General features: G+C 58.6%; 28 protein-coding genes. 12 read left to right on the forward strand and 16 right to left on the reverse strand.

Annotated elements, in window-relative coordinates; translation table 11 throughout:
• Window positions 1–39: 39 nt before the first annotated feature.
• Window positions 40–690 carry a hypothetical protein gene (locus tag ACYZTZ_RS28510; RefSeq protein WP_046044861.1) on the forward strand — a complete coding sequence of 217 codons (651 nt, stop codon included), beginning with the start codon at window positions 40–42 and terminating at the stop codon, window positions 688–690.
• Between the two features lie 120 nt (window positions 691–810).
• On the opposite strand, the gene ACYZTZ_RS28515 is transcribed toward ACYZTZ_RS28510, so the two are convergent.
• From ACYZTZ_RS28515 to ACYZTZ_RS28525, 3 genes are all read right to left on the reverse strand, one after another.
• Window positions 811–2,337, reverse strand: coding sequence for a SulP family inorganic anion transporter (locus ACYZTZ_RS28515; protein ID WP_462000357.1), 1,527 nt, complete (start codon window positions 2,335–2,337; stop codon window positions 811–813).
• A 90-nt stretch (window positions 2,338–2,427) separates the two neighbouring features.
• A complete protein-coding gene (locus ACYZTZ_RS28520; RefSeq protein WP_415772493.1) occupies window positions 2,428–3,159 on the reverse strand; it encodes a carbonic anhydrase in 732 nt (243 codons plus the stop codon).
• A gap of 243 nt (window positions 3,160–3,402) precedes the next feature.
• Window positions 3,403–4,461 carry a PA0069 family radical SAM protein gene (locus tag ACYZTZ_RS28525; protein WP_123367399.1) on the reverse strand — a complete coding sequence of 353 codons (1,059 nt, stop codon included), beginning with the start codon at window positions 4,459–4,461 and terminating at the stop codon, window positions 3,403–3,405.
• A 230-nt stretch (window positions 4,462–4,691) separates the two neighbouring features.
• On the opposite strand from ACYZTZ_RS28525, the gene ACYZTZ_RS28530 reads away from it, so the two are divergent.
• The gene (locus tag ACYZTZ_RS28530; RefSeq protein ID WP_462000358.1) at window positions 4,692–4,997 is read left to right on the forward strand and encodes a hypothetical protein; all 306 of its coding nucleotides are present in this window, start codon (window positions 4,692–4,694) and stop codon (window positions 4,995–4,997) included.
• Window positions 4,998–5,100: 103 nt separating this feature from the next.
• Here ACYZTZ_RS28530 and ACYZTZ_RS28535 read toward each other — a convergent pair whose 3' ends face one another.
• From ACYZTZ_RS28535 to ACYZTZ_RS28545, 3 genes are read right to left on the reverse strand one after another with little or no spacing between them, the layout of a single operon-like run.
• Window positions 5,101–6,402 carry a c-type cytochrome gene (locus tag ACYZTZ_RS28535; RefSeq protein ID WP_462000359.1) on the reverse strand — a complete coding sequence of 434 codons (1,302 nt, stop codon included), beginning with the start codon at window positions 6,400–6,402 and terminating at the stop codon, window positions 5,101–5,103.
• 12 nt (window positions 6,403–6,414) lie between these two features.
• The gene (locus ACYZTZ_RS28540; protein WP_056738399.1) at window positions 6,415–8,199 is read right to left on the reverse strand and encodes a GMC family oxidoreductase; all 1,785 of its coding nucleotides are present in this window, start codon (window positions 8,197–8,199) and stop codon (window positions 6,415–6,417) included.
• 2 nt (window positions 8,200–8,201) lie between these two features.
• On the reverse strand, window positions 8,202–8,942 hold the full coding sequence (locus ACYZTZ_RS28545; protein WP_462000360.1) for a gluconate 2-dehydrogenase subunit 3 family protein: 741 nt from the start codon (window positions 8,940–8,942) through the stop codon (window positions 8,202–8,204).
• Between the two features lie 299 nt (window positions 8,943–9,241).
• Here ACYZTZ_RS28545 and ACYZTZ_RS28550 point away from each other — a divergent pair, with 299 nt between their 5' ends.
• A complete protein-coding gene (locus ACYZTZ_RS28550; RefSeq protein WP_462000361.1) occupies window positions 9,242–9,886 on the forward strand; it encodes a phosphatase domain-containing protein in 645 nt (214 codons plus the stop codon).
• A gap of 173 nt (window positions 9,887–10,059) precedes the next feature.
• Here ACYZTZ_RS28550 and ACYZTZ_RS28555 read toward each other — a convergent pair whose 3' ends face one another.
• Both ACYZTZ_RS28555 and prlC read right to left on the reverse strand, forming a co-directional pair.
• Complete coding sequence (locus ACYZTZ_RS28555) at window positions 10,060–10,347, reverse strand: YheV family putative zinc ribbon protein (protein ID WP_008152496.1); 288 nt, start codon at window positions 10,345–10,347, stop codon at window positions 10,060–10,062.
• The gene (prlC, locus tag ACYZTZ_RS28560) at window positions 10,344–12,422 is read right to left on the reverse strand and encodes an oligopeptidase A (RefSeq protein ID WP_462000362.1); all 2,079 of its coding nucleotides are present in this window, start codon (window positions 12,420–12,422) and stop codon (window positions 10,344–10,346) included. Before prlC ends, ACYZTZ_RS28555 begins: the two co-directional genes overlap by 4 nt.
• A 62-nt stretch (window positions 12,423–12,484) precedes the next feature.
• On the opposite strand from prlC, the gene ACYZTZ_RS28565 reads away from it, so the two are divergent.
• Window positions 12,485–13,030 (forward strand): gamma carbonic anhydrase family protein, encoded by a 546-nt coding sequence (locus ACYZTZ_RS28565; protein ID WP_462000363.1) that lies wholly within the window; start codon window positions 12,485–12,487, stop codon window positions 13,028–13,030.
• 26 nt (window positions 13,031–13,056) lie between these two features.
• A complete protein-coding gene (locus ACYZTZ_RS28570) occupies window positions 13,057–13,707 on the forward strand; it encodes an HAD family hydrolase (protein ID WP_462000364.1) in 651 nt (216 codons plus the stop codon).
• Between the two features lie 106 nt (window positions 13,708–13,813).
• On the opposite strand, the gene ACYZTZ_RS28575 is transcribed toward ACYZTZ_RS28570, so the two are convergent.
• Complete coding sequence (locus tag ACYZTZ_RS28575) at window positions 13,814–14,890, reverse strand: aminopeptidase (RefSeq protein ID WP_462000365.1); 1,077 nt, start codon at window positions 14,888–14,890, stop codon at window positions 13,814–13,816.
• Between the two features lie 59 nt (window positions 14,891–14,949).
• Here ACYZTZ_RS28575 and ACYZTZ_RS28580 point away from each other — a divergent pair, with 59 nt between their 5' ends.
• The gene (locus ACYZTZ_RS28580) at window positions 14,950–15,372 is read left to right on the forward strand and encodes a PA0061/PA0062 family lipoprotein (RefSeq protein ID WP_046044850.1); all 423 of its coding nucleotides are present in this window, start codon (window positions 14,950–14,952) and stop codon (window positions 15,370–15,372) included.
• 40 nt (window positions 15,373–15,412) lie between these two features.
• A complete protein-coding gene (locus ACYZTZ_RS28585; RefSeq protein WP_046044849.1) occupies window positions 15,413–15,835 on the forward strand; it encodes a PA0061/PA0062 family lipoprotein in 423 nt (140 codons plus the stop codon).
• A 6-nt stretch (window positions 15,836–15,841) separates the two neighbouring features.
• On the opposite strand, the gene ACYZTZ_RS28590 is transcribed toward ACYZTZ_RS28585, so the two are convergent.
• Window positions 15,842–16,075, reverse strand: coding sequence for a DUF1161 domain-containing protein (locus tag ACYZTZ_RS28590; protein WP_046044848.1), 234 nt, complete (start codon window positions 16,073–16,075; stop codon window positions 15,842–15,844).
• A 157-nt stretch (window positions 16,076–16,232) separates the two neighbouring features.
• Window positions 16,233–16,664 carry an OsmC family protein gene (locus ACYZTZ_RS28595; protein ID WP_462000366.1) on the reverse strand — a complete coding sequence of 144 codons (432 nt, stop codon included), beginning with the start codon at window positions 16,662–16,664 and terminating at the stop codon, window positions 16,233–16,235.
• A gap of 244 nt (window positions 16,665–16,908) precedes the next feature.
• On the opposite strand from ACYZTZ_RS28595, the gene ACYZTZ_RS28600 reads away from it, so the two are divergent.
• On the forward strand, window positions 16,909–17,910 hold the full coding sequence (locus tag ACYZTZ_RS28600) for an LLM class flavin-dependent oxidoreductase (RefSeq protein ID WP_046044846.1): 1,002 nt from the start codon (window positions 16,909–16,911) through the stop codon (window positions 17,908–17,910).
• A gap of 64 nt (window positions 17,911–17,974) precedes the next feature.
• On the opposite strand, the gene ACYZTZ_RS28605 is transcribed toward ACYZTZ_RS28600, so the two are convergent.
• Window positions 17,975–18,202: a DUF1161 domain-containing protein gene (locus ACYZTZ_RS28605; protein ID WP_462000367.1), complete on the reverse strand. Its 228-nt coding sequence runs from the start codon at window positions 18,200–18,202 to the stop codon at window positions 17,975–17,977.
• Between the two features lie 122 nt (window positions 18,203–18,324).
• Window positions 18,325–18,540, reverse strand: coding sequence for a dodecin (locus ACYZTZ_RS28610; RefSeq protein WP_008027736.1), 216 nt, complete (start codon window positions 18,538–18,540; stop codon window positions 18,325–18,327).
• Window positions 18,541–18,695: 155 nt separating this feature from the next.
• On the opposite strand from ACYZTZ_RS28610, the gene ACYZTZ_RS28615 reads away from it, so the two are divergent.
• Entirely contained in the window at window positions 18,696–19,022 is a 327-nt protein-coding gene (locus ACYZTZ_RS28615) for an ElaB/YgaM/YqjD family protein (protein ID WP_462000368.1), read from the forward strand.
• Here the strand turns inward: ACYZTZ_RS28615 and ACYZTZ_RS28620 are convergent.
• Window positions 19,019–19,912, reverse strand: coding sequence for a LysR family transcriptional regulator (locus ACYZTZ_RS28620; protein ID WP_462000369.1), 894 nt, complete (start codon window positions 19,910–19,912; stop codon window positions 19,019–19,021). The two genes, ACYZTZ_RS28615 and ACYZTZ_RS28620, sit on opposite strands and share 4 nt — an antisense overlap.
• A gap of 125 nt (window positions 19,913–20,037) precedes the next feature.
• On the opposite strand from ACYZTZ_RS28620, the gene trpB reads away from it, so the two are divergent.
• From trpB to ACYZTZ_RS28635, 3 genes are all read left to right on the forward strand, one after another.
• The gene (trpB, locus tag ACYZTZ_RS28625; RefSeq protein WP_462000370.1) at window positions 20,038–21,258 is read left to right on the forward strand and encodes a tryptophan synthase subunit beta; all 1,221 of its coding nucleotides are present in this window, start codon (window positions 20,038–20,040) and stop codon (window positions 21,256–21,258) included.
• On the forward strand, window positions 21,258–22,070 hold the full coding sequence (gene trpA / locus ACYZTZ_RS28630; RefSeq protein ID WP_462000371.1) for a tryptophan synthase subunit alpha: 813 nt from the start codon (window positions 21,258–21,260) through the stop codon (window positions 22,068–22,070). Before trpB ends, trpA begins: the two co-directional genes overlap by 1 nt.
• Before the next feature lie 121 nt (window positions 22,071–22,191).
• Window positions 22,192–22,647, forward strand: a complete 456-nt coding sequence (locus tag ACYZTZ_RS28635) for an anti-virulence regulator CigR family protein (protein WP_462000372.1) — start codon at window positions 22,192–22,194, stop codon at window positions 22,645–22,647.
• A gap of 50 nt (window positions 22,648–22,697) precedes the next feature.
• On the opposite strand, the gene ACYZTZ_RS28640 is transcribed toward ACYZTZ_RS28635, so the two are convergent.
• Window positions 22,698–24,659, reverse strand: coding sequence for a DUF7844 domain-containing protein (locus ACYZTZ_RS28640; RefSeq protein ID WP_462000373.1), 1,962 nt, complete (start codon window positions 24,657–24,659; stop codon window positions 22,698–22,700).
• Window positions 24,656–24,976, reverse strand: coding sequence for a DUF2388 domain-containing protein (locus tag ACYZTZ_RS28645; RefSeq protein WP_046044839.1), 321 nt, complete (start codon window positions 24,974–24,976; stop codon window positions 24,656–24,658). Before ACYZTZ_RS28645 ends, ACYZTZ_RS28640 begins: the two co-directional genes overlap by 4 nt.
• Window positions 24,977–24,999: the final 23 nt, after the last annotated feature.

Genomic DNA, 24,999 nt, shown 5'->3' on the forward strand with positions numbered 1-24,999 from the left:
GTCTTCCCTATTTCATTGCCTTTGTTTCCTGGAGTTTTCATGAACACCGCCGCATTGCGCGAGCAGATCCAAAAAGCCCAACAACACGAAGCTGAAACCGGCCTGCTGACTCGTCAGCTGGAAAGCAAACTGCCTCATCTACACCCATCCATCCAATTGCCGGAAGCGGACGCCAATGGTGTGCTGACGCGTTTTGTCGCCGCCTACATCGATGAAGTTCCTGATCTGCTGGATGCAGCCAATGAAGTTGCCAGGGAAGCGGGTATCGAGTCACAGATCAAACCGGTGCTGAAAATTGCCGAACAGTACTTCCTCCAGCCGCCGACGATAATGGCTGGGCACATCGGGCTCGACAGCCTGTTGGACGAAGCCTATCTGGCGCACCGTTTTGTCGAAGAGGTCAACGACCTGTACATCAAGCATTTTGGCCAGCCACTGATCCCCTTGGACATGACTGTCGCCAACCTGATTGCCCACCAACTGATCGGTGAGGAGTTCGCCAACCAACTGGATGAGGCTGTACATCACGCCGTGGACGAGATGCTCGACGACGAAAGCTTCGCGCTGGAGTCGGTGGAAGCCTACCGTGGAAAGCTAAGCAGCCCGGACACTGGCGCTGCGTGGAAGCGCTGGCCGTGCATGTCGCGCCGGTTAGGCGTGGGCCTGGAACTGGATCAGCCAGCGGCTTGATCCATTGATCAACACAATCCCCCTGTGGGAGCGAGCCTGCTCGCGATGGCAATTGTTCATTCAACATTGATGTTGATTGACACACCGCTATCGCGAGCAGGCTCGCTCCCACATTGTTTTCTACGCAGCCGAACCTACTCCGGTTGTGGTACGTAACCGCCCTTCCAACCTGCGCTTCAACCCCCGCGCTTCAATCAACAGTTTTGATCCCTTGGCCGCATTGGCCCGACCCCATTCCTCCAGCAACTCCAGACACGAGTGATCGATGTAGCTCAGGTTATTGAGCGGCACATGCACCGTCGCGCCTGCCGGAATGGTCCCCAGCACTTGGGTCAGCGCCGGCACTTTGAGAAAGGTCGCTGCACCTATCAATCGCAGTTCCATTTCGCCGTCCTTGGGTAGATCGATCAGGCTGATTTTCAGCCGCGAAGCCTTCCAGGCCAGTTTGGCCAGGGTCAGGCCGAAGCCGATCAGCACGCCGGTCAGCAGGTCGGTGAAGATGATTGCCAGGGCTGTTGCCGCGTAGGTGAACATCGGCATCCGGCCATAACGGCCCAGACCGCGGAAGGCCTTGAGGTCGACCAGTTTGAAGCCGGTGTAAACCAGAACGCCCGCCAGGCTCGCCACCGGTATGCTTTGCAGCACGCTGGACAGCAGCAACACGAAAGCCAGTAGCCACAGGCCATGGAAGATCGCCGACAGTCGCGTGGTGGCGCCGGCCTGGACGTTGGCCGAACTGCGCACGATCACGCCGGTCATCGGTAGCGCGCCGAGCAGACCACAGAGCATGTTGCCGACGCCTTGAGCTGACAATTCCCGGTCGAAGTCTGAGCGTTGGCCGCTGTGCATGCGGTCCACCGCGGCGGCCGAAAGCAGGGTTTCGGCGCTGGCGATAAACGCCACGGCAAATGCGGCAATGAGCAGCGTCGGGTCAGCGAGGTTGAGTAAATCTGCGGGTTTCAGCCAGTCGATGGCTTCCGCCAGGTTGGCCGGGACCTCCACTCGTTTGACCTGCAAGGCGAGCACCAGGCTGGCGACGGTCGCCAGGCCTACACCCAGCAGTGCGCCAGGAATGAAGCGCAGGGAGTGGGGGCGGAATTTCTCCCATAACCACATCACCGCAATCGTCGACAGCCCGAGCAAACCGGCTTGCCAACCCAAGGACGGCAAGGCCTGCACGACAGCAGCCGGGAAGGCGGCCAGGTTATCCAGCCCGGAAGGCTTGGGCACGGCGTCGAGCATCACATGCACCTGTGACAACACGATCAGTACACCAATCCCGGCGAGCATGCCGTACACCACCGCAGGCGCCGTGACCCGAAACCAGCAGCCCAGCTTCAAACGCCCAGCCACCAGTTGCAGAAAACCGGCCAGCAGCAGGATTGGCCCGAGCATGTCGATGCCGTGCTGGCGTACCAGTTCGAACACCAGAACCGCCAAACCGGCCGCCGGGCCGCTGACTTGCAGTGGCGAACCGGCAATCCAGCCCACCACCAGGCCACCGATGATCCCGGTGATCAAGCCTTTGGACGGCGGCAGCCCCGAGGCGATGGCGATGCCCATGCACAAGGGCAGGGCGACGAGAAACACAACCACGGACGCCAGCAGCTCCCGTGGCAGAACAGCTTTAAGTTGAGCAGCACGCATGGTGACTCTCCCGAAGTTTTCTTCAGGCGTGGCGAAGCCGGGCTGCTTGATCAGCAGCCTCGGCTAAACCACACAATTATTTAGGAGGATTTAGAAGCGCGCTTTGGGCGTCGCCACCGGAATCGGATGAGTGCCATCGAGCGGCAGGAAACAACCCTTGTCCGCGTCGTACGCTCTGATTTCGCTGGTTTCGATGTTGTAGATCCAACCATGGATAAACAGCTGACCATTGGCCATACGCGAGGCAACCGACGGGTGCGTGCGCAAATGTTGCAGCTGGGCGATCACATTCTCCTCGGTGAGGACGTGCATGCTTTCGTTTTCGTCAGCGCAATGGCAGTTTTCCTGGACCATGGTTTTTGCCACTTCGGCGTGACGCAACCAGGCTTTGACCGTCGGCATTTTTTCCAGGCTTTGCGGGTTGAGCACTGCGCGCATCGCGCCACAGTCGGAGTGCCCGCAGATGATGATGTGTTGCACGCCGAGGGCCAGTACCGCGTATTCGATTGCCGTGGAGACACCGCCGTTCATTTGCCCATAAGGCGGCACAACGTTGCCGACGTTACGGGTGACGAACAAGTCGCCGGGGGCGCTTTGGGTGATCAGCTCAGGAACGATGCGCGAATCGGCGCAGGCGATGAACATCGCCCTGGGGCTCTGGGCCGTGGCGAGTTTTTTGAAGAGTTCTTCCTGCTGTGGAAAAACCTCGTGATGAAAATGCAAAAAGCCGTCAACGATATGCTGCAGCGCTGCATCGGCGGTTTCCGCCTCCGGTTGGGCTGAAGCCGACGCAGCCAACGGCTGTTTATCCTTGTCACTCATGATTCATCCTCTTTGGCGGAGTCAGGGAATTTTCCCGTTTTGTCCGGTGTGAAGCCAGTGGCTGTTTAAAAAACATCCAGGCCGAGAATCTCGACCCGTCAGTCACTCGATGAACAAGGTAGCGGCCGAAACTTAACTCAAACTGAATAAAACGCTCTAGAACGTGTGTTCCAGGTCACAAAAAACGTGACCGGCGTAGTGGCAAAGTGCATTTCACCCTACTCAACCATAGGCCAATTGTCCTCAAATCAACGACATTTGGCGACCCGGCGGACAGAAGGCTTCGCAGTCCAGATTGAAACCTTCCCGACGATTGAGCCCCAGGCGTTTGATGGTTTTGGCAAAGCGTTGCGCCAGCAGATCGGCAAACGGCCCTTCGCCACGCATCCTGGCACCGAAGCGACTGTCGTAGAGCTCGCCACCACGGCTCTGACGAATCAGGCTCAACACATGAGCGGCACGCTGAGGATAGTGGGCCGCCAGCCATTCTTCGAACAGCGGCGCGACTTCCAGTGGCAAGCGCAGCATCATGTAGGCTGCACTTTGCGCCCCCGCGGCATGCGCTTCGGTGAGCAGGCTTTCGAGTTCGCTGTCGTTGATCATCGGAATCATCGGCGAACACAGAACGCCCACCGGAATTCCCGCTTCACGCATCACGCGGATCGCCCGCAACCGAGCCTTTGGTGCAGCGGCACGCGGTTCGAGGATGCGTTTAAGCTCGTCGTCCAGGGTGGTGAGGCTGATCATCACCGCCACCAGCCTTTGCTCGGCGAGTTCGACCAGCAGGTCCAGATCCCGAAGAATCAGCGAGCCCTTGGTAATGATGGTCACGGGATGGCGATAGCGCAGCAGCACTTCGAGGGTTTTGCGGGTGATTTTGTGTTCGCGTTCGATCGGTTGATAAGGGTCCGTATTGGAGCCCAGATTGATCGGCGCACATTGATAGCCGCGCTTGGACAGTTGTTCTTCCAGCACATCGGCGGCGTTGGTCTTGGCGATCAGTTTGGTTTCGAAGTCCAGCCCTGGCGACATGTCCCAATACGCGTGGCTGGGCCGCGCGTAGCAATAGATGCAACCGTGCTCGCAGCCGCGATAGGGATTGATCGAACGATCGAAGGGCAAGTCCGGCGAGTTGTTGCGAGTGATGATGGTTTTCGCCGTTTCGATGCGCACCTCGGTGCCTTGGGTGATCGGCGCTTCCTGATACCAGCCGTCATCCTCGGCCACCGAGCGATTCGGCGCGAAGCGGTTGTGCGGGTTGGTGGCGGTGCCGCGGCCGCGAGGTGGCAGGGGAGTAGGCATCGACAAGGTCCTTTGGCTGTATGTTCATACAGTATAGGGCCTCGACAAATTCGGCCAGTGCCGTTCGGCGCCTGTTAATTACAAAAAATCTGGTTCTTTGTATTTCTACCGATTGGTTAAAGCGTTCGTCACCATGAGATACATATAACGCCTGGCATAGTTATAAGAGCTATTAGTAATATCCTCCTCACACGAAGTTCTCGTGCACAGCGATTAAATGGAATTTATTAATGTCGAGTTACAATCAGCGCGGTGTTTTTTTGCAACTGATGCGAGCGTCCATTGTTAGTCCGAAAGAAGTTCGGGTTTCCATGCAGTTTGCACTAAAGGAAGAGGGTTACGATCAGGAAAACCGTGCTGTCACTTACGCTCTGCTGGACTCGAGCACCCGCGAGGCCGTATCGAACGATGGCGGCATGACGTTCACCATGGGCGCCGCCCCTGCTGATGTGGACGGTGATGGTGATATCGACGCACAAGACAAGGTCATTCTGCTGGCCTTGGCGGGTGCCTATTCGAAGATCGTCAATCCGTAATCGCGATTGAACGCATGCAGTAGGTAAATATTGAGTACGCGGTAGGTTGTAACTGATACCTAAAAAGCGGTACGGAGTTTCCGTACCGCTTTTTCATGTTGTTTTAATGAGTCGTCGCTTTGCCAATGTCATCATTCGAAGTTGTTTTCATATCGTCTTCCCTTAACGCCATTACATCACTGGCTTTAACCGTGGCACCTTTATTCCCCCAACTAGTGGCAATGAAGCTAACCACATCCGCCACTTCCTGATCCGACAAGCGCCAGGCGAATCCCGGCATGGTAAAGGTCGAAGGTGCCATGTGGGTCGCAGGCAGCGTACCGCCCTTGAGCACGATGTGAATCAGTGACGTCGGATCCTCCGACTGCAACACCGGGTTGCCCGCCAGCGCCGGGAACACTTTGGTGTAGCCATGGCCATCGGTTCGGTGACAGGCCGCGCAGTTGTCGATGTACACCGAAGCGCCAGGCTTGCTGTCGTCCCCGTTCCACAGCGCCTGTGCGACCTGTTGGTCGTACTGGTGCGGCTGATCGTCGGGATCATTCGCCGGCAAGGACTTGAGGTAACGGGCAATCGCGGTCAGATCGTTGTCGGTCATGTACTGCATGCTGTGCGTCACCACATCACTCATGCCTCCAAACACTGCGCTGCGATCGCTGCGACCGGTCTTGAGGAACTGCACCAGTTGTTCTTCGCTCCAGCTGCCGAGGCCGTCTTTGTGATCGCCGCGCAGACTTTTCGCGATCCAGCCTTCAAGCGGTGCACTGCCTGACAGAAATGCGCTGCCTTCGCCTGCATTCAGGGCTTTTTCCTGCATGGTCAGGGCACGGGGCGTATGGCACGCACCGCAATGTCCGAGGCCTTCCACCAGATAAGCCCCACGACTGACCACGGCATCTTGACCGGGTGCCGCTTTGTAGTCCGCCACAGCCGGGGCAAACATCCAGCGCCAGCCCGCAAGCGGCCAGCGCATGCTCAAAGGCCAGGGGATGTCGCTGGCCTTGTTCTCCTGAGCGACAGGCGCCACGCCATGCATGAAGTAGGCGTACAAGGCTTGCATGTCGGGTTCGTTGACGCTGGCGTAGGACGGATAGGGCATCGCCGGGTACAACGTACTACCGTTTTTGGCGACGCCATGGCGTACGGCTTTGTCGAATTCTTCGAAGCTGTAGTCGCCCAGGCCGGTTTTATCCGGCGTGATATTGGTGGAGTAAATCGTCCCGATCGGCGTTTCCATCGGCAGGGCACCGGCGAACGGCTTGCCGTCCTTGGCGGTGTGGCAGGCCACGCAGTCGCCAGCACGGGCGAGGTACTCGCCTTGTTTGATCAGGTTTTGATCAATTTCTGCGGCATTGATCGAGCCACAACCGAGCAGCGCCAGGGTCGCGATAACAAGTGCTTTCATGGTCATCGCTCCTTAAGCCTGAACCAGCGGGCCGGGGTTTTTCAGGTACTGCTCGCGGATCGCCCGGGCCGACCAGTAGGTCAAAGCTGCCACCAGGCCGGTAGGGTTGTAGCCCAGGCCTTGTGGGAAAGCTGATGCACCAGGGACGAAAACATTGTGTACGTCCCAGCTCTGCAAGTAACGGTTCAGGGCGCTGGTTTTCGGATGGGTGCCCATGATCGCGCCACCGTTGAGGTGGGTGGTCTGGTAAGACGCGGTGTTGAAGTGATCACCAACTTTCTTGCCCAGTACGGCGATGGCCTTGGGGCTCATCGCTTCGGCGATCTTGCCCATTTTCTCGACCATGAAGCGGTTCATCTTGATGTCGTTTTCCTGCCAATCGAAGGTCATCCGCAACAGCGGCAAGCCATAGGCATCGCGGTACACCGGGTCCAGATCGAGGTAGTTGCCACGGTAGGATTGATGCGCGCCGTGGGCATCCATCGACACTTGATGGGTGTAGTAATCGGCGGTGGCACGTTTCCAGGCACTGCCCCAGGCCGGGGTGCCTGGCGGGTTGGATGTGCCTGCGATTGGTCGGCTGCCGGCCTGGTTGACCCACATCGGCGAGCCGCCGACGAAGCCATGGGGCCCGTGATCGAAGTTGTCGGCGTTGAAGTCATCCACCGCCACGCCGTTACCGCCGGCACCAATAAAGTTATTGGTGTGGGTGTCTTTGTCGAAGTAGGCCTTGATGGTGGCCATGTTCTGGTAGGCGAAGTTCTTGCCGACCACGCCTTCGCCGCTGATCGGGTCGTACGGTTTGCCGATACCCGAAAGCAACATCAGCCGCACATTGTGGAACTGGAAGGCACCGAGGATCACCAGGTCGGCGGGCTGCTCGATCTCGCGGCCCTGACCGTCGATGTAAGTCACGCCTGTCGCCTTGCTCTTGGTGCTGTCGAGATTGACCCGCAGTACGTGGGAGTTGGGCCGCAGCTCGAAATTGGGCAGCGGTTTGAGCGCCGGCAGAATGTTTACGTTCGGCGATGCTTTGGAATACATGTAGCAGACATAGCCGCTGCAAAAACCGCAGAAGTTGCACGGGCCCATCTGTGCGCCGTAGGGGTTGGTGTAGGGGCCTGACGTATTGGCCGAGGGCAGGTTGTAGGGTTTGTAACCCACTGCGGTGGCCGCTTTCTGAAACAGCTGTGCGGAAACAGTGTTCTTCTGCGATTCCAGCGGGAAATGATTCGAACGGTCCGGCGCGTACGGGTTGCCGCCCTTGCCTTCACCGACCAACTGACCCTTCACCGTCCAGGCCTGACCCGATGTGCCGAAAACCTTCTCGGCGTAATCGAAAAACGGCTCCAGCTCTTCATAGCTGACGCCGAAGTCCTGGATGGTCATGTCCTTGGGGATGAAGCTTTTGCCGTAGCGTTCTTCATAGTGGCTGCGCATGCGCAACTCGATCGGGTCGACCCGAAAGTGCACGCCGGACCAGTGCAAACCGGCGCCGCCGACACCGTTGCCGGGCAGAAAGGCGCCGAGTTGGCGGTTCGGCAGCGCGATGTCATTCACGCTATGGCGAATGGTCACGGTCTCTTTGGAGATGTCCTGGAAGAGTTTTTTCCGCACGCTGTAGGTGAGCTCGTCGATCACCTGTGGATAGTTGCCGTCGGGGTAAGTGTCCTGCATCGGCCCGCGCTCCAGCGCCAGCACATTCAGGCCGGCTTCTGTCAGCTCCTTGGCCATGATCGCGCCCGTCCAGCCAAAACCGACGATCACTGCGTCGACCTTCTTCATTACCGTTGCCATGCTTACGCCCTCTCGCCGCGAATCGAAACTGCCGGGAAGGGGTATTGCTCGTTGCGTTCCACCCAATCCATGAAATCGGCGCGGGCGCCGGGGAAGCCGATCATGGTCCAGCCGACCATGCCTTTATTGCCGCCGTGAATCGGGTCGCAGAAGAACCCTTCTTTGGTGTTTTGCAGCAGCAGGTTGAAGAAAATCTTCGCTGGGACACTGTCGAACTGAGGTTTTCCGGCCTCGAGTTGTTTGAGCAAATCGTCTCGGGTAGCGCTGTCTTGCTCAGCAAATACTTTACCGTTGAACGTTTTCGACCAAGCATCCGTGGCGGCGATGCCCAGGCGATAAATCTCTTTGGGCACCAGTTTGCTCTGCCAGCCCATTTCCGGAGCCGCGTCTGCGTTGAACGGTCCCTGCATGAACCACAGCGCGCCGGCCGCGTAAGGCGTGTTCATCTGGCGGTCGATGTATTCGGGGACACCGGCTTCCAAGGCACCTGGCCCTTGGGCATCGCTCGGAATCAGCTGCGCGACAGCTGCCTGGATGAACGTCCATTCTTCGGCGGTGAAGTAGCTGGGTTCATAGGTGCTGGTGCTGACCGGCGCTTTGCCGGAACTGGCCGGGGCTGCTTCGGGCGCGGCCATCAGGACCGTGCTGCCCAGACCGGTGCTGGCAACGGTGACCACCGGGATCAAGGTCAGGGATTTGCGCAAAAACTCACGCCGCGGGTTGTCTCGATCTTGATCGGACATAGGGTGGCACCTCATCAGGCATAGCGGTTTTTCAGCCGTCTCGCAGGACGACTTTTCGTTTTGGCACCGATGCAGATCGCCAGCAAGCGGGGAGCAATAGGGCGCATCGGCAATATGGAGAAACAAATGGTAGCAGGCTAAGCATAAAGATGAACCGGTTCAGCTGAAAAACCTCGGTTTTGCGACGAAAGCGATCGGCCGATTCACGATTCTTTGACAGACGGCTCACAGGCCTTTGACTGCTCGGGGGGGAAGCTGGGCCGTCATCTTCCCAATTCTCCTGAACGGTCACCCCGAGCATGTCCCTATCGCGTTTTATCCCAGCGATCTGCCTGTCGCTGGCCGCACTGTTGAACCTGACGCCGGCCCTTGCCGACGACAGTGCGTTGCCCCGACCTGCGGAGTGGGCTCAATCGGTCGAGGTGCAATACAACCTCTTCAAAATGTCCCCGACGCTCTATCGCAGTGCATTGCCCGACAGAGGCGCCGTGCCGTTACTGGAAAAACTCAAGGTCGGGACGGTTATCACGTTCCTGCCCGAGTCGGACTCCAGCTGGTTGTCGACACCAGGGATCGCACAGGTACAGCTGCCCTATCGCACCAACCATGTGGATGATGCGGATGTGCTCAAGGCCCTTCGCGCGATCCAGACTGCCGAAGCCAAGGGACCGGTGCTGATGCACTGCAAGCATGGTTCGGACCGCACGGGCCTGATGGCGGCCATGTACCGGGTCGTGGTGCAGGGCTGGAGCAAGGAAGACGCCCTGAACGAAATGACCCAGGGCGGCTTTGGTGACAGCACTCATTTCAAGGACGGCGTCCGTTACATGATGCAGGCCGATGTCGACAAGCTCCGCACCGCGTTGGCCAACGGCGATTGCAGCACGAGCCCGTTCGCCAGTTGTTCGATGAAGAGCTGGTTCAAATCGGCCCATGTCGAGTAGACCGTTACCTCAGCGGGCAATGGCCTCTGGGCCTGCAAAAGCGAATTGGTATCGGGCATGGCGTCTTCCTTGAGTAGAGGCTGAATGTGGTCAGCCTATAAAGGAAGCGCAGGGGAAAGGTGGTAGATAGATACCACCTTCCAATCCGTTCAGGAGTGGAAGGTGGTGTTGACTCAGTGTTGCTCGTCAGGCTTTTTCTTCAGCTTCGGGTTCGGGAAAAACTGCACGGCCTGAACCTTGGCGTCCGGCACCTTCAGCGCCGAGGTGTTGACCCGCGTGCCCAATTCCTTGGGTACCGACAGGCCTTGTTCATTCAACGTGTCGGAATAACCGCAAGCCACGCACTCGCGGTGCGGGACTTCGTCTTCGTTCCACATCATCAACTTGTCCGGCTCGCTGCAGGCCGGGCAGACTGCCCCGGCGATAAAGCGTTTTTTCGTGATCACAGGCCCCTCGCTCATGCTGCCGCGACCTCACTCAGGCCGCTGTGGCGCAAGAGTGCGTCAATCGACGGCGGACGTCCGCGGAAGTCGACGAACAGTACCATCGGCTCCTGGGAGCCACCGCGCGCAAGGATCGCTTCGCGGAAGGCGCGGCCGGTCTCGGCGTTGAGTACGCCGTCTTCTTCGAATTTCGAGAAGGCATCCGCCGACAGCACTTCAGCCCATTTGTAGCTGTAGTAGCCCGCCGCATAACCGCCGGCGAAGATGTGCGCAAAGCTGTTCGGGAAACGGTTGTAGGCGGGTGGGCGCATGACCGAGACCTCGTCGCGCACACCTTCAAGTACCTGCGCCACGCTACGGCCGTCACCGTGGGTGGCGTGCAGGTCGAAGTCGAACAGCGAGAACTCCAGCTGACGGACCATCATCAGACCGGACTGGAAGTTCTTTGCGGCGAGCATTTTCTCCAGCAGGTCCTGAGGCAGCGGTTCGCCGGTTTCGTAGTGACCGGAAATCAGCGCCAGACCTTCCGGTTCCCAGCACCAGTTCTCCATGAACTGGCTTGGCAGCTCGACCGCATCCCAGGCCACGCCGTTGATGCCGGATACGCCGGCGTGTTCAACGCGGGTCAACAGGTGATGCAGGCCGTGACCGAATTCGTGGAACAGGGTGGTCACTTCATCGTGGGTCAGCAGGGCCGGTTTGCCGCTGTCGGCCGGGGTGAAGTTGCACACCAGGTTCGCCACCGGACTTTGCAATACGCCGCTGATCGTGCGGCGACGGTCACGGGCGCCGTCCATCCAGGCACCGCCACGCTTGTTGGCGCGAGCGTAGAGGTCGAAGAAGAAGCGGCCGACGTGCTGGCCGTTTTCCTTGATTTCGAACAGGCGAACATCCGGGTGCCAGGTGTCGAAGCCTTTCAGTTCGGCGATTTCAATGCCATACAGGCGCTGAACGATAGCGAACAGACCGCCCAGCACTTTGTCGATCGGGAAGTAAGCGCGAAGGGCTTCCTGGGCGACGCTGTAGCGCTGCTCGCGAAGCTTTTCACCGTAGAAACCGCTGTCCCAGCTTTGCAGGTCCGGGCAGCCTTGTTCGGCGGCGTACGCCTTGAGCTGTTCCAGATCCTGGGCGGCGAACGGTTTACTGCGCTTGGCCAGATCGCGCAGGAAACTCAGTACCTGATCGCTGGATTCGGCCATTTTGGTGGCCAGGCTCAGCTCCGAGAAGCTGGCGAAGCCCAAGAGTTTTGCAAGCTCCTGACGCAGGTCGAGGATTTCTTCCATGACCGGGCCGTTATCGTTCTGACCGGCATTCGGGCCTTGGTCCGACGCACGGGTGCAGTAGGCGGCGTAGACTTCTTCGCGCAGGGAGCGGTCTTGGGCGTAGGTCATCACCGCGTAGTAGCTCGGGAATTCCAGGGTGATCAAGAAGCCTTCCAGGCCTTTGGCCTGTGCAGCCGCGGCCATTTGCGCCTTGGCCGAATCGGTCAGGCCAGCGAGGGTAGCTTCGTCAGTGACGTGTTTGGTCCAGGCCTGAGTGGCGTCGAGCAGCTGGTTGGAGAAGCGGCTGCCCAGCTCCGACAATTTGCTCTGCACTTCGGCGTAACGCTTTTGTTCGGCTTCCGGCAGGTCGATACCCGACAGACGGAAGTCACGCAGCGAGTGTTCCAGGATAGTTTTCTGCGCCACCTCGAAACCGGCAGCTTCGGGGCTGTTAGCCAGCGCTTCGAACGCCTCGAACAACTCGCGGTTCTGGCCGAGTTCGGTGGCGTAGGCGCTCAAGGCCGGCAGGCAGGATTCGTAGGCTTCGCGCAATTCGGCGCTGTTGCACACGGCATTCAGGTGGCTGACCGGGCTCCAGGCGGCGCCCAGTCGATCATTCAGCTCGTCCATCGCCAGCACCAGGCCGGCCCAGGTCGGTTGTTTGCCCTGGACTTTGAGGATCTCGATAATGGCGGCGCGGTTGTCAGCCAGGATCTGTTCAATGGCCGGTTGCACGTGTTCGGCCCGGATCGCCGAGAACGGCGGCAGGTCGTAGGACTGCAAAAGAGGGTTGTTCACGCTCACGTTTGGCACCTTGGCTGGAAGAAACATTGCGCCATCTTAATTACAATCGACGCTCACCGCAGCTATCAGCAAAAGAGAGAGAGCCTATCGTGACCCTTCGCAAGTATCAGAACCACACGCCGCTACTGGGCAAAGGCGCCTTTGTCGACGGTTCGGCGGTGGTGATCGGCGACGTTGAAATCGGCGAAGACAGCTCGGTCTGGCCGCTGACGGTGATTCGTGGCGACATGCACCGCATCCGTATCGGCGCGCGCACCAGCGTGCAGGATGGCTGTGTGCTGCACATCACCCACGCCGGGCCGTTCAATCCCGATGGCTTTCCGTTGCTGATTGGCGACGATGTGACCATCGCGCATAAAGTCATGCTCCACGGCTGCGCCGTGGGCAATCGGATTCTGATCGGCATGGGCAGCATCGTCATGGACGGCGCGGTGGTCGAGGACGACGTGATTATTGGTGCTGGCAGCCTGGTGCCGCCGGGCAAACGCCTTGAAAGCGGCTTCCTTTATGTGGGCAGCCCGGTGAAGCAGATTCGGCCACTGACTGACAAAGAAAAAGCCTTTTTCACCTACAGCGCGGCGAACTACGTGAAGCTCAAGAATTTGCATCTGGCCGAAGGCTACGACCAGCTCTGACCCTGCGCCCTTATTCAGGATTCAACATGCATTACCAAACCGTATTGTTCGACCTCGATGGCACCCTGACCGATCCACGCGAGGGCATCACCCGTTCGATCCAGTTCGCCTTGAGCAAACTGGGCATCGATGAGCCCGACCTGACCAAACTTGAACACTTCATCGGCCCGCCGTTGTTGCAGGCGTTCATGCAGTTCTACGATTTCGACGAGCCCAAGGCGTGGGAAGCGGTGAACTTCTATCGCGAACGCTTCAAGGTCACCGGCCTGTACGAGAATCGCGTGTTCGATGGCGTCACACCTCTATTGGAAACCCTCGGCGGGCAAGGGCGACAGCTGTACATCGCGACGTCCAAACCGTGGATTTTCGCCCGGGAAATTGCCCGGCACTTCGACTTCGCCAAACACTTCAAAGTGATCTATGGCAGTGAACTGGATGGAACTCGTACGAACAAAGTCGAGCTGATCGCTCACTTGTTGGCCGAAGAAGGCCTGGACCCGGCCAACACCCTGATGATCGGCGACCGTAAGCACGATTTGATCGGTGCGCGCAGTAACGGGCTGGATGCGGCGGCTGTTGGTTATGGTTTTGGCAGCCGGGAAGAATTGAGTGCAGAAGCGCCGGCTTATCACTTTGAAACGCTGGATGAAATGCATCAGGCGTTTTTGCAGCGATAGTTCAATCGCCTTCGCGAGCAGGCTCGTTCCCACATTAGATCTGCGAATACAAGTCCATTGTGGGAGCGAGCCTGCTCGTGAAGAGGCCCGCTCCGCCTCTGAAGTTTTATGCTCCAGCCAATACCTTCAAAGCTGCCTTACGCTTTTCAACCGGCAACGCCCCAAGCTGCTCGGCTGCCGCATAAAACTTCACCCAATCCCCGCCCACCTGTCTGAACAACGCCGCAAACGCCGGCACCCATTGGTCGTACAGCCCAAATGGCAACAGCCGGGCATTGTTCATCGGCGCATTGATCCACGCGTCATAGCGTTTGTCCCCAGCCCATCGGCTGTCGCGCAACTGCCGGTATTCACCCCGCAATCGTTCGAACTCGTCGGCTTTGCGCTGGCGCATCTGGTCGGCGGGCAGGGGCAGGGTGTACAGCCGTTCGAGTCGCGTGCGGGTATCCAGAACCAATTGAATGAACTGGTCCCGCTGCTGCACCTGCGTGCCGCTGTCCGGCGCCACGCCGCGGAATGCACGCCATTGGCGGGTGCCTTCCTGTTCGACGAAGGTGGCGAAAGACTCATTGAACTCGGTGTCGTCCTTCACATAAAAACGTTGATGCGCCAGTTCATGGAAGATCAGCGTGGCCAATTGTTCGTCACCCCAGGCCATCATCGAACTGATAATCGGATCGTTGAACCAGCCGAGCGTCGAATAAGCCTCGACGCCGCCGATCGACACGTCCATACCTTGCAATCGTTGCAACGCAGCTTCACCGCGGGCCGCGCTCTGACTGTAATAACCGCGATAGGCGACGCAACCGGCGATCGGGAAGCAATGGTTCTGGGGTGTCAGGGAAAATTCCGGCGTGGCAAACACGTTCCAGACTACGAACGGCCGGCCAATGTCGGCGTACAAACGGTAACTCTGGTTATCCGGTAGTCGCAGCTGTTGGCTGGCGAAGGTGCGGGCCTTTTGCGATTGAGTCAGGTGCGCACGCAATAGCGGATCGCGACCGGGATCGGCAATCACTGTGGAAACCGGCTCGCGTGCCCGCAGCAATTGCAGCTGACCACTGGCCAATTGGCTGTAATAGCTGACGCCGGCGCAACCGTTGAGAAACAAAAACAACACACCCGGAAACAAAATGCGTAAAACGCGATCAAGTAACCCAAGGCTTGGAAGCGGCCTGATCAAAATGAATCATCCATGGAGAGTCTGCCCGCAAGACTATCCCGCCTGACTGGAGCTCCGCTATGCGCACGTTGATGCTGACAGGAAGCCTGCTGTTGCTGGCCGGTTGTGCTGGATTCGGATTACCCCGCCATGATCCGGCTCAAGCGTGGATCGACCTGGAGTCGAAGCAGGAAGACACCGCGCTGCAAGCGCTGGAAGTCGATGACAAGGCCGCCACCGACAAGCGCTATTTTGAGGTACAGCCGGGTAGCCATGAGTTGACGGTTCGTTACCAATTCCCGGTCGCGCCAAGCAATATCGGCCCCGACGCCGAGCCGCTATGGCGTGATTGCCAGTTGAACGTGAAATTCAAGGACTTCAATGCCGGCGAGCGGTATCAGCTCAAAGCAGGAAATATCGGTTTTCGGCCGTGGGCAAAACTCTACGATCAACAGCGAAAAGTGATTGGCCAAGGTGTACCGGCAGGCTGCCAACGCACCTGATCGGCGTTATTCTTAAGGTCTAGTCCTTGAGAAAATCATCATGCGCAGGTTAACGCTGTTACTTGCTGCAAGCATCGTTGCTGGCTGTCAGAGTCCGTTGCCAGCGGTTAATCCACAGATGGCCTGGGTCGAGTTTTCTACGCCATTCCCCAACGATAAATTGCTGATGGCCGAACGACTGGACAAGCAGCGGTTGCGCGACGGGCGTTTTTTCCAGGTCACCCCCGGCAGCCATGAGCTGATCGTTCGATTCGACTTCGAAGTGCCCGGTGGTGGTGGATTAGGTGTGATGGACGGTCCCTCGGAACGGCTGTGCTACCTGACCATCAACTATGACCATTTCGAAGCCGGCCAACGTTATGTGCTGGTAGGCCAGTCGATAGCGTTTACTCCCGGTGCCCGGCTGTACAACGCCAAGCGTGAAATCGTCGCTGAAGATCGAGAATCCTATTGCCTCATGTGAGGTGAATCAGCGGTCGTTCTTCTGGTAGATGATTTTCTTCGTGCCGCCTTCGCACGAGCCAACGACCATATTCTGATCGTGTACTTCGTCGTTGGTGACGATTTCCAGCGTGTAGGACGAGACGTTATTGGCCTGGATCTTGGCTTCAATCTCGGCCTTGAGTTCTTCACAGGATTTCGCTGCCGCCAGGGCCGATGTGGCCAGCGCGCAACAGATAACCGCCAAGGCAAAACGTTTCATGGTTGAAGCTCCTTTGAGGCAGCGCGCACGATGATGCGTTTTAGCTGCTGTCATTTATTCGACCACAATCTCGCCAGCCAGGTTTTGTTTCAGCGCAAAAAAAGAACGCAGCCCGCCGAGGCTGCGATCTTTTATCGGGGAGCGCGACAACCCCCTATCAGCTGACCAATGTTGCATCCAGGCTGATTTTCGCATTCAACACTTTGGAAACCGGGCAGCCTTCTTTGGCTTTATTGCTCAACTCCTCAAATTGAGCCTGAGTCGCCCCAGGAATCTTCGCTTTGAGGATCAATTTCACTGCCGTGATCGCGAATCCGCCGTCCACCTGGTCCAGGGTGACTTCGGCAGTGGTATCAATGCTGTCAGCCTTGAGACCGGCATCGCCGAGAATCATCGAAAACGCCATGGAGAAGCAGCCCGCGTGCGCTGCGCCAATCAGCTCTTCCGGATTGGTGCCCTTGCCGCCCTCGAAACGTGCCTTGAAGCCGTAGGGCGCTTCTCTGAGGACACCGGTTTCCGTGGAAATCGAGCCGATGCCGGTTTTCAGATCACCTTCCCAATGAGCCGATGCTTTCTTCGTAATAGCCATGTCTGCCTCCTCAAGATTCCGGTGCGCAACGTCGCACCTTCGTGGTTTTCGGTTGCTAGGGTTCTGAGGATAGACCGTGGTGCAAAGTTCACCTGATCTCATTAGTCCTACCGTTTTCGTAGGAATTTATGCCTTGGCTATTGAAACTCGGGTATATGCCCTCATTGCATGAATCACGCTTATAGATTCGGCAGGTTTTCGTTTGTAAGAAAAAACCTGCGCCCTCAATTGGAGAAGCAGGCTTATGAAACGACTGTCCGATATCAAGTTCTCGACCCTCGATCTGGTGCCCGTGCGGGAGAACGGCAGCGCGGCCCAGTCGCTGCGCAATTCCCTGGACCTGGCTCAGCACGTCGAAAAATTCGGCTACAACCGTTTCTGGGTTGCCGAACACCACAACATGGATGGCATTGCGAGTTCGGCGACTTCGGTACTGCTTGGCTACCTGGCGGGCGGCACCTCGACCATTCGTGTTGGCTCGGGCGGTGTGATGCTGCCAAACCACGCGCCGCTGGTGATCGCCGAGCAGTTCGGCACGCTCGAAAGTCTGTACCCGGGCCGGATTGACCTGGGCTTGGGCCGTGCACCCGGTTCCGACCAGATGACCGCCCGCGCCTTGCGTCGTGAACGCTCCGGCAGCGCCGACGATTTCCCGGAAGACGTGGCGGAGCTGATGCGCTACCTCGGACCGCGCACCCCGGACCAACGGATCATCGCAATGCCAGGCACCGGCACCAACGTCCCGGTCTGGCTGCTGGGTTCCAGCTTGTTCAGTGCACAACTGGCGGGTGAACGCGGTTTGCCCTACGCCTTCGCTTCACATTTCGCACCGCGCTTCATGCATGAGGCCATTCGCGTCTACCGCAATCACTTCAAGCCTTCAGCAATATTGGATAAGCCTTACGTAATGCTCGGTGTGCCCTTGGTGGCTGCCGACACCGACGAGCAGGCCGATTATCTGGCGACTTCGGTCTATCAGCGCATCCTGGCGTTGATGCGTGGCCAGAGCCTGGTGCAACGTCCTCCGGTAAAAACCATGGACGGCCTGTGGCTGCCTCATGAGAAAGAGGCGGTCGGCGATTTCCTTGGTCTGGCGATGGTTGGCAGTCCGCAGAAAATCCGCGCCAAACTGGAAGTGCTGATCGAGCAGACCCAGGCGGACGAGCTGATTTTTACCTGCGACCTGTACGAACATGCCGATCGCGTGCACTCCTATGAGCTGCTGGCCCAGGTCATGAAGGGCTGACGCTCAAATAGCGAGTGCAAAAAAGCCGACGTCATTGCGTCGGCTTTTTCATTTTCGAGGGAGGTCAGCCCTGTTTGTAGATGATTTTCTTGGAACCTTTTTCACAGGTGCCGACGATTTTGCCGTCAGCGGCAGCGCCTTTATCGACGATTTCCAGTGAATAATTAGAAATGCCCTTGGCATCAAGTTTCGCGGCGATGTCGGCTTTCAGCTCTTCGCACGACTTGACCGGAACAGCCATGGCTGTTCCCGCAAAAATCAACAAACCTACCGCCAAAATAAAATTCTTCATCGGTCGCATTCCCTGGTCGGGTCAATAGGGTCACCCAGCAATCAGCCGGATGTAAATATGTAGCGCTTTGCCATTCCCTATGGCGCTCGGCCAGCGCGCAGGCTCAGAAGATTAGCTCAAACTCAGCTACTGGCAATCCGGAACCCGACTTTGAGCGTCACCTGAAAGTGCGCAGCCTTACCGTCCTTGATGTGCCCGCGGGTTTCGGTCACTTCAAACCATTCCATATATTTGAGGCTTTTGCTGGCCTCGGCCAGTGCGTTGTTGATGGCGTCTTCAATGCTGCTGGTGGACGAGCCGACGAGTTCGACTTTCTTGTAGGTGTGATGGTCAGTCATGGCGTTCTCCTCAGGGTGTGAAATACAGCCTAGCAGTGATTTTTCGTATTACTTCTGTCGGCCAATCCAAAGTGGAAGTTCAGATTTACTGCACTTTCTTGAACCCCTGAAGTCCCAACCAACACACGCAACTCAATCAATGCAGGAGAGCCACCATGGCCAACACCTCTTTACGTAAAGCCTCATTGCAAAGCATGGAAGCCGAGATCGAGAGTCTGCTGAAGTCTTTGGAAAACCTGAAGGACGACGCCTCGGACGAGTCGCGTAAAACCCTTAATGTCTTGAAAAGCAACGCCGAGAACGCGCTGAAGCATTCGCGCCATCTGCTCAGCGATGCGTACGAAGACGTCAAAGTCAAAACCCGTGAAACCGGGATTGCCACGCGGGACTACGCCCAGGAACACCCTTGGACGACAGCGGGTGTGGCTGTCGGTGCATTGGGTCTGCTCGCGGCTTATCTGCTGTTCAAACGCGGTGACTAATCCGTCTGGCGCAGCTCGTGTTTGAGCCACTGCGCCAGTTGCCGAGCGCGCCCGTCCGCGGCGCGCTTGGGTAGCCACAACGCCAGTTGCGCCGGGGTTTCACTGAAGCCCCATGGCGCAACCAGGCGCCCGGCCTTCAAGTCCTCAGCGACCAGCGGCTCGGGCGCAATCGCCACACCCAAGCCGGCCACTGCGGCCTCCAGCAGATAATACAAATGCTCGAAACCTTGTCCGTACTTCAACGCTTTGGCGTCGAGGTCGCTTTGCTGTGCCCAGCTTGGCCAGGCCTGAGGGCGTGAGGTGGTGTGCAGCAATGGCTCGCTCAGCAGCGCTGCGGGCGGTGCGTCTTGCAGTCGTTCGAAGCCGGCGAATCGCGGGCTCATGACCGGGCCGATCCGTTCGCTCGCCAACTCATAGACTTGCATGTCCGCTGGCCACGGTGGCTCGGCAAACACGAGCAAGGCGTCCAGTCCCGGGCGGCGTGGATCGAGATCACCCTCGCCAGCCGACAGGTGCAGGCGCAGGTCCGGCAGGTCGGTATTCAGCCGTCCCAACCTGGGAATAAACCAGCGTGCCAACAAGCTGCCCGAGCAACCCAGTACGAACGGTGCATCGACGGTGCTTTGGGTCAGCTCTGCACACACAGTCCGTAAACGCTCGAACGCCTCGCCGCTGGCATCGCGCAAACGAATGCCGGCATCTGTGAGTTTAAGGCCGCGACCATCCTTGATGAACAGGCTCACGCCCAGGTGTTCTTCAAGCACCTTGAGTTGCCGGCTGATCGCACCATGGGTGACGTGCAGCTGTTCGGCCGCCTTGCTGACGCTATTCAGGCGGGCAGTCGCTTCGAAGGCCCGAAGGGCGTTCAGCGGGGGAAGGTCATGGCTCATGAGATCTGTGAGTTTTCCTGACAGGTTGCAGCGATCTTATCGGTTTTCAGCTCAAGGCGTCAGGGGTAGAGTTAGCCCACTCTCTCTTCAAAAGCATCATCCCACGCATTCAACTGGAGCGACCCATGACCCAGACTAATCTGCGCAACGGCCCCGACGCCAACGGCCTGTTTGGCGCGTTCGGCGGCCGTTACGTCGCCGAAACCCTGATGCCATTGATCCTCGATCTGGCCCGTGAATACGAATTGGCCAAGGATGATCCTGCATTCAAAGAAGAATTGGCCTACTTCCAGCGCGACTACGTGGGTCGTCCAAGCCCACTGTACTTTGCCGAACGCCTGACAGAGTTCTGCGGCGGCGCGAAGATTTACCTCAAGCGCGAAGAGCTGAACCACACCGGCGCGCACAAGATCAACAACTGCATCGGCCAGATTCTGCTGGCGCGGCGCATGGGCAAGAAACGCATCATCGCCGAGACTGGCGCGGGCATGCACGGCGTGGCGACCGCCACCGTGGCTGCGCGTTTTGGCCTCGATTGCGTGATCTACATGGGCACCACTGACATCGAACGTCAGCAGGCCAACGTATTTCGCATGAAGCTGCTGGGCGCCGAAGTGATCCCGGTCGTGGCCGGTACCGGCACTCTGAAAGATGCGATGAACGAAGCCCTGCGTGACTGGGTGACCAACGTCGACAGCACCTTCTACCTGATCGGCACGGTGGCCGGTCCGCACCCTTATCCTGCGATGGTTCGCGACTTCCAGGCCGTTATCGGCAAAGAAACCCGTACTCAACTGCAAGACCAGGAAGGTCGTCTGCCGGACAGCCTGGTGGCGTGCATCGGTGGCGGTTCCAACGCCATGGGCCTGTTTCACCCGTTTCTTGATGACAAGAGCGTCGAGATCATCGGCGTTGAAGCGGCCGGCTACGGCATCGAAACCGGCAAGCATGCAGCCAGCCTGAACGGCGGCGTACCGGGCGTGCTGCACGGCAACCGTACTTTCCTGTTGCAGGACGACGATGGCCAGATCATCGACGCTCACTCGATCTCCGCCGGCCTCGACTATCCAGGCATCGGCCCGGAACACGCCTGGTTGCATGACATCGGCCGCGTCCAGTACACCTCGGTAACCGACGACGAAGCCCTCGACGCGTTCCACAAATGCTGCCGCCTGGAAGGGATTATTCCTGCACTGGAAAGCGCCCATGCCCTGGCCGAGGTGTTCAAACGCGCACCGAACCTGCCGAAAGATCACCTGATGGTGGTCAACCTGTCCGGTCGCGGGGACAAAGACATGCAGACCGTGATGCACCACATGGAACAATCGAAGCAGGAGAAACACTGATGAGCCGCCTGCAAACGCGTTTTGCCGAACTCAAGGAACAGAATCGTGCCGCCCTGGTGACCTTCGTGACCGCTGGCGACCCGAGCTATGACACCTCGCTGGCGATCCTCAAAGGCCTGCCTGGCGCCGGTGCCGACGTGATCGAGTTGGGCATGCCCTTCACCGATCCGATGGCCGATGGCCCGGCAATCCAGTTGGCCAGCATCCGCGCCCTCGGCGCCAAACAGAACCTGGCGAAAACCCTGCAAATGGTTCGCGAGTTCCGTGAAGGTAATACCGAGACGCCGCTGGTGCTGATGGGTTATTTCAACCCGATTCACATGTATGGCGTGCCGCGCTTCATCGCCGACGCCAAAGAGGCCGGCGTCGACGGTTTGATCGTGGTCGACCTGCCGCCCGAGCATAACGGCGAACTGTGCGATCCGGCCCAGGCTGCCGGTCTGGACTTCATCCGTCTGACCACCCCGACGACCGATGATGTGCGCCTGCCGACTGTCCTGAACGGCAGCTCAGGTTTCGTCTATTACGTGTCTGTCGCCGGTGTGACCGGTGCGGGCGCTGCGACGCTGGAGCATGTTGAAGAAGCGGTTGCGCGTCTGCGTCGCCATACCGATCTGCCGATCAGCATCGGTTTTGGTATACGTACACCGGAGCAAGCGGCGTCCATCGCGCGTCTGGCTGATGGTGTGGTGGTGGGTTCGGCGTTGATCGATCACATCGCCAATGCGTCAACGCCGGATCAAGCCATTGATGGCGTGTTGAGCCTTTGCTCGGCGCTGGCCGAAGGCGTGCGTAAAGCCCGCGTCAGCTGAAGGTAAAGTTCCTGATACAGAGGAATTAGAGCCTCGCGGCACAGACTAAATAGCAAGACCGAGGGCTTCAGAACTACGTTCTGAAGCCCTTTTTGCTGTATGTGCAGTGAGGAAAGACCCGATGAAAATGCCGAAACGTCTGATTGCCAGCCTGGGTGTGCTGATGCTCAGTGCCACCCCGTTGCTGAATGCGAGTGCTGATCAGCGCGACGATCAAGACCGCGGCGGCCAGCAGCAAGGCCATTACGATAACCGCGGTGACAATCATGGCGACGATCACCGTGGCCCGCAGGACAATCATCGCGGCGGCCCTCCGCCACGGGACTTCGGCCCGGTGCGCCAGACTATCCACGATAACCATGGCTATTTCGTGCGCGGTGCTCCGCCACCTCCAGGTATTCATCTGGTGCGTGGCCGACCGTTGCCTCACGGCTATTACGGCGAACGCCTCGATAACCGGGCGTTGGGCCGGCTGCCGTATTACCCAGGGTACGAATGGCGCCGTGCGGGCGGCGACATTGTGTTGATCGCCGTAGGAACCGGGATCGTTTATGAAATTCTCGAAGGGGTGCTTTGAATAGCAGGTAGGTGTTGAAGGCTTCGCGGATTAGCCGCGAAGCCTGTTGTTTACGGCAACTCCAAGCCGCCCGCAGCCTTGTGCAACTTCCTCAGATGCTCGCCAACCTGCTTCAGGTTGGCTTCATTGGCGGCCATTTCGGCTGCACGGCTCGGTTCGAGCAGCGCTCTCACTTCCTTGTCCAGATCGCCTGTCAGCGCCTGAAGTTGTTTCTGCCGCAGGCTGCTTTCCGATTCCAGGCGCTGCCACTCACTTGGCTGCGGCAATCCATAGCCACCGGTGCCGAGCAGCTCCGCCGGGCGGCTGAGGAAGCCGCTGTTGGCAAGAATTTGCTGCAAGGTCGCGTTGGCCTTGTCCATGCCTCCGTTCTTCAATTCCCGAGCGCCCAGATAACGTTGCTTTACTTCGTCCTGTGCCAGCACCAATTGCTGACGGAAGGCAGCCTGCTCCAATAACAGCAAGGCTGCGCTGGTGCGCAAATCGGCTTGGTCGATCCATTGCCGGCGCTCTTCAGCTTTCAGTGCGAGCCAGTCTTCGACCTTTTCCTGCTTGATCGGCAAGTGCTTCTTCAGCACTTCGAACATTGCTTGATAACGATCACGGAAGGAGTCGAAACGATAACCCAGGCGCAGCGCTTCACGAGGATCATCCAGCACGCTGGTGTCCGCCAGTCCGCGGCCCTTGAGCACTTCCAGCAAACCGTTGGGCATGATGCTGTCCAACCCGACCAGTTTTGTATTGTTGGTACTGCTACGCAGTAACTTCAGGCCCTCTACAGCGCAGTTGTTGGACAGGAAGAAGTAGTTGCCGTCGTAACTCCAGTGCATTTCGGCGGCGTGTTCCACCACGTCTTCAATCTCGTTGCGCGACAGGTTCAGCGGCACCGAGGCCAGGCTGCGCAGTTCGGTCTTGGTGTATTCGTCGATCACCTGCGCCAGCGGCAGAACAAACAGGCGCGATGGATATTTGCCCACCAGCCCGTCCCAACTCGACAGCTGCACGTCACCGACGAAGGCGCGGTAGGACAACACCAGGTGCTGATCCAGATCCAGGCGACAATCCGGCCCACGGGGGCGGCCGGGTGCACAGATTACCAACCGCAACATGCTGTGACCCCAGCGGCTGACCCAGTTCTGGTTGGCTTCTGCCAGCAGATAGTCGACGGCGTAGACCCGTTCCGGATCGACCTGACCCAGTGGCGTTTTGGCGAAATCATTGCCGGCATTGAGGAAGGAGAAAGTTTTGCCGCAGGTGTCTTTAGCGGCGGGTGCCCAGCCAAAATGTTCTTTGTAGTAGCGGTACAACGCAGGACGGCGACAGGCGTAGGCCGGGTCGAGAAGGAAATACTCCATGTTGACCGCGACGAACTCCTTGGGGCTGCTCGTCTCGTAAATGTCCGGGCTGCGGGCAATTTGCCGGTTGTACTGTTCGCGTTCGCCACGACGGCCAACATACTGTGGCCAGCCGGCGAGGTCGAGCAGGTGCGGGTCGTCGCTGAGTGTAAAGCGTCGGTCGGACTGGCCGCGGCATTGATCGGGAATGCCAATCAGCCCTGAGCTGCTGTTCCGTCGGGTGCAGCGCTGAATCAGCGTGCGCTCCGCGTTTGGCCACAGGCGCGAGCGGTCATAGATGTGGGTGAGTTCGTGCAACACCGTGGCAAGCATTTCGCGGCGTACGGTGCCATGGGGACGATAAGTCTTTTTGGTCGCGGCGCTGCCGTCAGTGAGGCTGGCAAGCAGGTTGCGGTTCAGATCGAGCTCGGACACCAGCGACGCCTGGCCGTAAGCGTTGCTCGGCATGTCAGCGGTCCAGCCAACGTCGATGCGTCGGTCGAGCTGCTCGATGAACCGCGGCGGCAGCGCCTGCATGGCTTCATCGAGCAACGCTTGGCTGGCCTGTTGTTGAGCGGGGCTGAGGCCTTCGGTTTTAAGCCTTAATTGCAAGTCAGCCTGGGCCGTGTTGCCGAGCAGCAACATGACCCCGGCCAACAGCCAGGCGCCTGGCGACCTCACAGTGCGAGGATGGCTTCGGCGAGAACCTGATCACTGGCGTCGCGGGCTTCCGGTACGCGGGTGCGCAGCGTGTTGAAGGCCGCTTCCAGGTGCGCGCCACGAATTTCGCCATCGCTGGCGACGAAACTGGCCGCATCGTCGTGGGCTTCACGAACGATCTTCGAGTCACGGATGGACGTCGTGGTATCGGAAGTGAAATCAAGGGTGCGCCGGGTGGCGTTGATGAGGATGTTACTGGTGGCAACCAGGGTGTGCGCCTGAGTCACATCGGCCAATAACAGCAGGCCAAGGGCGGCAACAATCAGGGGGCTACGCATGGAACGACTCCGTAAGAACAAGG

Source organism: Pseudomonas sp. LB3P58 (genome assembly GCF_054897895.1).

Coding starts and splice junctions, on each gene's coding strand:
- ACYZTZ_RS28590 (WP_046044848.1), bottom strand. CDS start 16,075: ATGAAACGTTTTGCCTTGGCGGTTATCTGTTGCGCGCTGGCCACATCG.
- ACYZTZ_RS28620 (WP_462000369.1), bottom strand. CDS start 19,912: ATGAGCCATGACCTTCCCCCGCTGAACGCCCTTCGGGCCTTCGAAGCG.
- trpB (WP_462000370.1), top strand. CDS start 20,038: ATGACCCAGACTAATCTGCGCAACGGCCCCGACGCCAACGGCCTGTTT.
- ACYZTZ_RS28600 (WP_046044846.1), top strand. CDS start 16,909: ATGAAACGACTGTCCGATATCAAGTTCTCGACCCTCGATCTGGTGCCC.
- ACYZTZ_RS28515 (WP_462000357.1), bottom strand. CDS start 2,337: ATGCGTGCTGCTCAACTTAAAGCTGTTCTGCCACGGGAGCTGCTGGCG.
- ACYZTZ_RS28635 (WP_462000372.1), top strand. CDS start 22,192: ATGAAAATGCCGAAACGTCTGATTGCCAGCCTGGGTGTGCTGATGCTC.
- trpA (WP_462000371.1), top strand. CDS start 21,258: ATGAGCCGCCTGCAAACGCGTTTTGCCGAACTCAAGGAACAGAATCGT.
- prlC (WP_462000362.1), bottom strand. CDS start 12,422: ATGTTTCTTCCAGCCAAGGTGCCAAACGTGAGCGTGAACAACCCTCTT.
- ACYZTZ_RS28615 (WP_462000368.1), top strand. CDS start 18,696: ATGGCCAACACCTCTTTACGTAAAGCCTCATTGCAAAGCATGGAAGCC.
- ACYZTZ_RS28525 (WP_123367399.1), bottom strand. CDS start 4,461: ATGCCTACTCCCCTGCCACCTCGCGGCCGCGGCACCGCCACCAACCCG.
- ACYZTZ_RS28520 (WP_415772493.1), bottom strand. CDS start 3,159: ATGAGTGACAAGGATAAACAGCCGTTGGCTGCGTCGGCTTCAGCCCAA.
- ACYZTZ_RS28510 (WP_046044861.1), top strand. CDS start 40: ATGAACACCGCCGCATTGCGCGAGCAGATCCAAAAAGCCCAACAACAC.
- ACYZTZ_RS28535 (WP_462000359.1), bottom strand. CDS start 6,402: ATGAAAGCACTTGTTATCGCGACCCTGGCGCTGCTCGGTTGTGGCTCG.
- ACYZTZ_RS28530 (WP_462000358.1), top strand. CDS start 4,692: ATGTCGAGTTACAATCAGCGCGGTGTTTTTTTGCAACTGATGCGAGCG.
- ACYZTZ_RS28570 (WP_462000364.1), top strand. CDS start 13,057: ATGCATTACCAAACCGTATTGTTCGACCTCGATGGCACCCTGACCGAT.
- ACYZTZ_RS28605 (WP_462000367.1), bottom strand. CDS start 18,202: ATGAAGAATTTTATTTTGGCGGTAGGTTTGTTGATTTTTGCGGGAACA.
- ACYZTZ_RS28545 (WP_462000360.1), bottom strand. CDS start 8,942: ATGTCCGATCAAGATCGAGACAACCCGCGGCGTGAGTTTTTGCGCAAA.
- ACYZTZ_RS28585 (WP_046044849.1), top strand. CDS start 15,413: ATGCGCAGGTTAACGCTGTTACTTGCTGCAAGCATCGTTGCTGGCTGT.
- ACYZTZ_RS28645 (WP_046044839.1), bottom strand. CDS start 24,976: ATGCGTAGCCCCCTGATTGTTGCCGCCCTTGGCCTGCTGTTATTGGCC.
- ACYZTZ_RS28550 (WP_462000361.1), top strand. CDS start 9,242: ATGTCCCTATCGCGTTTTATCCCAGCGATCTGCCTGTCGCTGGCCGCA.
- ACYZTZ_RS28580 (WP_046044850.1), top strand. CDS start 14,950: ATGCGCACGTTGATGCTGACAGGAAGCCTGCTGTTGCTGGCCGGTTGT.
- ACYZTZ_RS28555 (WP_008152496.1), bottom strand. CDS start 10,347: ATGAGCGAGGGGCCTGTGATCACGAAAAAACGCTTTATCGCCGGGGCA.
- ACYZTZ_RS28540 (WP_056738399.1), bottom strand. CDS start 8,199: ATGGCAACGGTAATGAAGAAGGTCGACGCAGTGATCGTCGGTTTTGGC.
- ACYZTZ_RS28610 (WP_008027736.1), bottom strand. CDS start 18,540: ATGACTGACCATCACACCTACAAGAAAGTCGAACTCGTCGGCTCGTCC.
- ACYZTZ_RS28595 (WP_462000366.1), bottom strand. CDS start 16,664: ATGGCTATTACGAAGAAAGCATCGGCTCATTGGGAAGGTGATCTGAAA.